Source organism: Sapientia aquatica, from assembly GCF_004358105.1.
GTDB classification, from domain to species: domain Bacteria; phylum Pseudomonadota; class Gammaproteobacteria; order Burkholderiales; family Burkholderiaceae_D; genus Solimicrobium; species Solimicrobium aquaticum.
The window spans coordinates 1-3,432 of record NZ_SMYL01000033.1 but is presented as its reverse complement, the minus strand read 5'-3'; the positions used below and the strand labels follow the sequence as shown (position 1 = coordinate 3,432).

Sequence of the window (3,432 nt, the reverse complement as noted above, 5' to 3'; positions counted from 1 at the left end):
CTTTAACCGTCCATGGCTCTTGCATCCCCAGCAACGCCTGATACAAATCTTTGCTTTCCATCGCGCTCTCCGTTGGCTAAACCTGCGCGATAGCGTACTCTTAACCCACAGAAAAGTCTGAAGAACCGTATTTTTAAGTGATGCAGCCGCTTAAAATTATGAAAATTCGTTGAAAATTTGGAGAAAGATTTACTTTACTTGAGTGCTGGTGAACTTATTCCCGAAATACGAAAACAACTAAATTCAATCTGATCAATGAGCTTATTGTTGTCATCCGCCAAGCTCATTTTTTCAAAGCAGAATTTATTTAAATACCAGTATCTTGACAGCCCCTTTAACCGCAGCCGAATCTGCAATTCCAATTAAATTAGGATTTTTTTCTACTAGATCAACAACATCTTGACTGGTAGGTACAGCTTGTGGAGGTGTTGCAGCTCCAGCGAAAACCAACCGCGCCCATAGTGCGCGGTATTGCGAAGAAGATTTTCCAATTTGACTGACAAGAAAATTTTCAACGCCAGGATTCGCATAATCCACCATGATAGGAATTGCTTTGTCCCCAGAAGGAAATGCCTTGGTTTTTCCCAGAAAAATATTTTCAACAGCGGTATGGTCGAAAACACTGGCATTAGCACTATTCACAACAAAGACTAGCTCGGCTTGTGCCAAAGTACATGAACAGCCCAAAAGTAATAAGACAAGATGAAAATGTTCATATTAATGCTCCCATTTTTATATAAATTAAAATATAAAATCATATGAAACAGCGGCCGTTGTCGCATGTCCCGGATTTATTTTTATGACCGGATTGCTTTCCCCGGTAAATGGGTTTTTGCCCTCATCAATCATGCGCGTCAGATCAAACTTAAGGCTCATGTTGCTGCCAATGTCGTGCCGCACACCGACACTAATGGTGTGATGTTTTTCCCAAGGCAAATCAAGTACGAATTTTGACTTAGTCACATAAATAGCGTTGCTGTTGATTTGATAGATGGCAGAATAAAAATTCGAATGATAGAAAGGTTTATCCTGATTCCACTCACCAACCAGCGTTAAATCACCCACTTGATATTGCACGGCAAGGTCAGTGAACCTTTCGTTGAATTTTTCGTTCCTGAATGCATTTGCCGGATCAGGCGTCGATTGATCCATTCTATCCTTGGTGTAGGATGCACGCACTTCCAAAGGTCCGTAAATCGCACCTGCCAACACGACCGGCAGTCAGTCCTTTGGGGTGCAGATTACCACGCACCGGGGCGCTGCCACCTATCAGTTCGTGCAGCACTGGGGCATTGACTTCAGTTAATCACCGTTGCACGCTGAGGTGCGCGGCTCACATCAAACCACGGGGGCACGTCTTTCATTGCGATATTTTTTCCATCAGGGCTTGATGTCAATGTCGTGATGAAAGACGCTACCTAAGCCAAGGTATTTCAACACCTGCCCCCCGACCACATGCCTAACCAAGATCGATTCCCGACCAATTTCAGGTTTTAAGAATCTCGGCTTTAGGATCGCAATTTGCGACCGTAAAGGTGGACTCAACGTCGAATTCCGCCTATCCACCGGTTTGTGATTAATTTTCAGAACCGGATTTCCAATGTCTCTTTAAACTAACCCCAAACCTCACACCATCTTAAAGAGTGCGAATTTATAGAGGAACAAGCTGCCCTAAAAGCGTCGGTATCAGCTCACTGACAGTCGGATGAATGTGCACGGCCTGCTGAATCACGCGATAAGAAGCACCGGCTGCCATTACATCAAGCAGTGAATGGACGATCTCGTCTCCCTCGATGCATAACAGTGAAGCACCGAGGATACGTTCGCTCTCTGCGTCAACCAGCACCTTCATGAAACCCTGCGTTTCTCCGCGCTCCTTGGCACGACCGACGCGCGACATCGGCATCACGCCGACCAGCGCCGGTCGTCCGGTCGCGCGCACCTGCGCTTCGCTCATGCCGATGCGACCGAGAGGCGGATCAATAAACAGTCCATAGGCAACAATGCGATCGCTTACCCTGCGTTGCCCATTCTCTAACAGGTTGGCGACAACAATTTCGAAATCATTGTACGAGGTATGGGTGAATGCGCCTCGTCCATTCACGTCTCCAAGCGCCCAAATGTGCGGGACGTTGGTGCGCAGCTGGTCGTCGACAATGATGAAGCCACGCGAATCCGTCTCGATACCGGCAGCGCGCAGGCCCAGGTCATCCGTATTTGGCCGTCGTCCAACAGCTGCCAGTATGTGGCTGCCTGTAACCTGATGCCTGACGTCGCCAGTACTGCAACTCACTACGACCCCCTCACTCTGTGGTGCTACCTGAGCTTCGGTAACGCCCAGCAGAAAACGTACGCCCTCGTGTTCGAGGATTGCCTTGACCTCGGCCGACACTTCAGTATCCTCACGCGCGATCAGACGATCCGCGACTTCGATTACGGTAACCTCTGATCCGAAACGCCGAAACATCTGTGCAAACTCAAGGCCAATGTAACTGCCCCCCACGACAATCAGGTGCTCTGGTAGCGTGGCCAGGGTCATCATGCTCGTATTGGTGAGCACGGGCACACTATCGATGCCCGGCCAGTCTGGAAGTATTGGTCGCCCGCCAACGTTGATGAATATTTTTGATCCGGAAAGAGTCGCTCCGTTGACCTCGACGGTATTGGGGCCGGTGAAACGGGCGTGTCCACGCACCAGATGCAGTCCGGCAGTTCCTTCAAGCCAGCTTGTCAGACTGTCGATCGACTGCTGGACGATGCGATCCTTGCGCGCCATGACAGCAGACATATTCACGCTGACATCACCGCCAACGTTCACACCATACTCCGCAGCGCGCCGCGCAACGTGGGCCACGCGTGCGCTGGCAACGAGTGTCTTGGTCGGAATGCAGCCGTCATTGACACAGGTACCGCCATAGTGTTCACGCTCGATGAGCGCGACTTTCATGCCTGATTGTGCCAGTCGCACAGCCAGGAACGGCCCTGCCTGTCCACTGCCGATTACAATGGCGTCGAAATTGTCCATGATGTCTCCGATATTGTTAGGGTCCATGTCTGGCGGCAAGTTTCAGAACCGGCTGTTCAGGGTGGACGGTGTGATGCACTCTACCACGCCGCTGGCTGTATCGAACTACCTCGCTTTGGAAAAAATCCATTAAGCTTTGCAAGCTTGCATCATGCGAATCAAGCGGACACATCCTGCACTTAGACACTCTTCCTTGCCCGATTTACTGCATGGACTGACCACAATTGCTCTAAATGGATCATTTACAAATAGGCCATTCATCGATATTCTCGTAAAAAATAAGGTTCTTCAGACTTTTCTGTGGGTTAAGAGTACGCTATCGCGCAGGTTTAGCCAACGGAGAGCGCGATGGAAAGCAAAGATTTGTATCAGGCGTTGCTGGGGATGCAAGAGCCATGGACGGTTAA

3 protein-coding genes are annotated in these 3,432 nt (G+C 49.5%); all 3 read right to left on the bottom strand.

The features are described from left to right. Positions 1 to 303: 303 nt before the first annotated feature. The 3 genes from E2I14_RS19095 to E2I14_RS19085 all read right to left on the bottom strand — a co-directional run bounded on the left by E2I14_RS19095 (position 304) and on the right by E2I14_RS19085 (position 3,028). A complete protein-coding gene (locus tag E2I14_RS19095) occupies positions 304 to 669 on the bottom strand; it encodes a phosphate ABC transporter substrate-binding protein (protein ID WP_133331521.1) in 366 nt (121 codons plus the stop codon). 72 nt (positions 670 to 741) lie between these two features. Beyond that, complete coding sequence (locus E2I14_RS19090; protein WP_133331519.1) at positions 742 to 1,152, bottom strand: hypothetical protein; 411 nt, start codon at positions 1,150 to 1,152, stop codon at positions 742 to 744. A gap of 499 nt (positions 1,153 to 1,651) precedes the next feature. Next, the gene (locus tag E2I14_RS19085; protein WP_133331523.1) at positions 1,652 to 3,028 is read right to left on the bottom strand and encodes an FAD-containing oxidoreductase; all 1,377 of its coding nucleotides are present in this window, start codon (positions 3,026 to 3,028) and stop codon (positions 1,652 to 1,654) included. Positions 3,029 to 3,432 lie beyond the last annotated feature (404 nt).